Source organism: Paractinoplanes aksuensis (assembly GCF_024137025.1).
GTDB classification, from domain to species: domain Bacteria; phylum Actinomycetota; class Actinomycetes; order Mycobacteriales; family Micromonosporaceae; genus Actinoplanes; species Actinoplanes aksuensis.
Genome location: NZ_JAMYJR010000089.1, coordinates 1 through 1,377, shown reverse-complemented (window position 1 = coordinate 1,377; position 1,377 = coordinate 1). Strand labels below are relative to the sequence as shown.

Here is a 1,377-nt window from a genome sequence, read left to right as displayed (position 1 = left end):
GTTCTCCAGCCGAGTGTCTTTCGTGGTCGGGTATTGAGGGTCGCGGCGACGGCGTCGAGGTCGTCACGGTCCCAGCGAGCCAGGTCGGTGCCTTTCGGAAAGTACTGGCGGAGCAGGCCGTTGGTGTTCTCGTTCGTGCCGCGTTGCCATGGGCTGTGCGGGTCGGCGAAGTAGACCCGGACGCCCGAGTCGATGGTCAGCTGGGCGTGCTGGGCGAGTTCCTTACCGCGGTCCCAGGTCAGGGTCCGCCGTAGATGTTCGGGCAGCGTGGTGATTGTCGCGGTGATCGCCTCGCGGACGGCTTGCGCGCCGCGGCCGGCCAGGGCCGGACCGTTCTTGACCCGTGGTTCGACACCCCAGCCATCCATGCGAGGCAGGTGCAGCAGCATCGTGTAGCGGGTCGTGCGCTCGACCAGAGTGCCGATTGCCGAGCGTTCCAGGCCGATGATCAGATCGCCTTCCCAATGCCCCGGAACCGCCCGGTCGGCAGCTTCGGCAGGGCGTTTGCTGATCATCACCTCCGGGGTGACCATGCCGGCGCGTTCTCGCCGGGCTCGAGCACGCGGTACTCGCAGAGCACGGCCGGTGCGCAGGCAGGCGACCAGTTCCCGCTTCAACGCGCCTCGCCCCTGGATGAACAGCGACTGGTATATCGCCTCGTGCGAGATGCGCATCGAATCATCATCCGGGAAGTCGATTTTGAGCCGGTGAGCGATCTGCTGCGGGCTCCAGGCGCTGACCCATCGCCGGTCTTGGCGCCGGGGCTTGTTTCTGCCGATCCACGCTCGCGCGGCCGGCCCCGCATGAGGTGTCCCGTCGAGCCGTCGGACCTGGCCTGAAAGCCGTTCCTGGACGTAGTTGCGGAGCCGTTCGTTGACGACCAGCTTGGCTGGTTTCGGCCGCCGTGCGAACAACTCGGCCTTCCACTGTGCGACCGAGGCCCGGTATTCGAGCTTGCCGCCCCTGGTCGCTGCGTTGCGGCGCAGTTCCCGCGAGATGGTGGAAGGGTCACGACCCACTCGCCGCGCGATCTCACGGACCCCGAGATCTTGGCCGTTCAGCAACGCGATCTCTTCCCGCTCCGCGAATGACAGATAGCGGCCCGAAATCGGCTTAACCAGGAACAATGGCATACCGCCACGTTGCCGGAACCACCGGCTTCCGATCACCGGCGACACGCCTACCACTGCCGCAGCGTTTTCGCTGCTCAAACCCCTAGCAATCTCACGCCAGAACAACCGCTCGACGGCCCGCCGATGTTTCGGGTGACCGGGCGACTTCATCGCCTCCCTGCCCGTCAGCGCCTTCATCCAACCCGCTGGCCGACCCACCGCAACCTCCAATGTCGAAGTGTTGCGACGACCGGTTGAACTCACC

Annotated in this window: 1 protein-coding gene; it reads right to left on the bottom strand. The window is 65.9% G+C overall.

What is annotated here, in order from left to right; all coding sequences use genetic code 11:
- Positions 1-1,310: IS30 family transposase (locus M1L60_RS46665; protein WP_253244071.1), on the bottom strand; the 1,310-nt coding region annotated here is incomplete at its 3' end.
- Positions 1,311-1,377 lie beyond the last annotated feature (67 nt).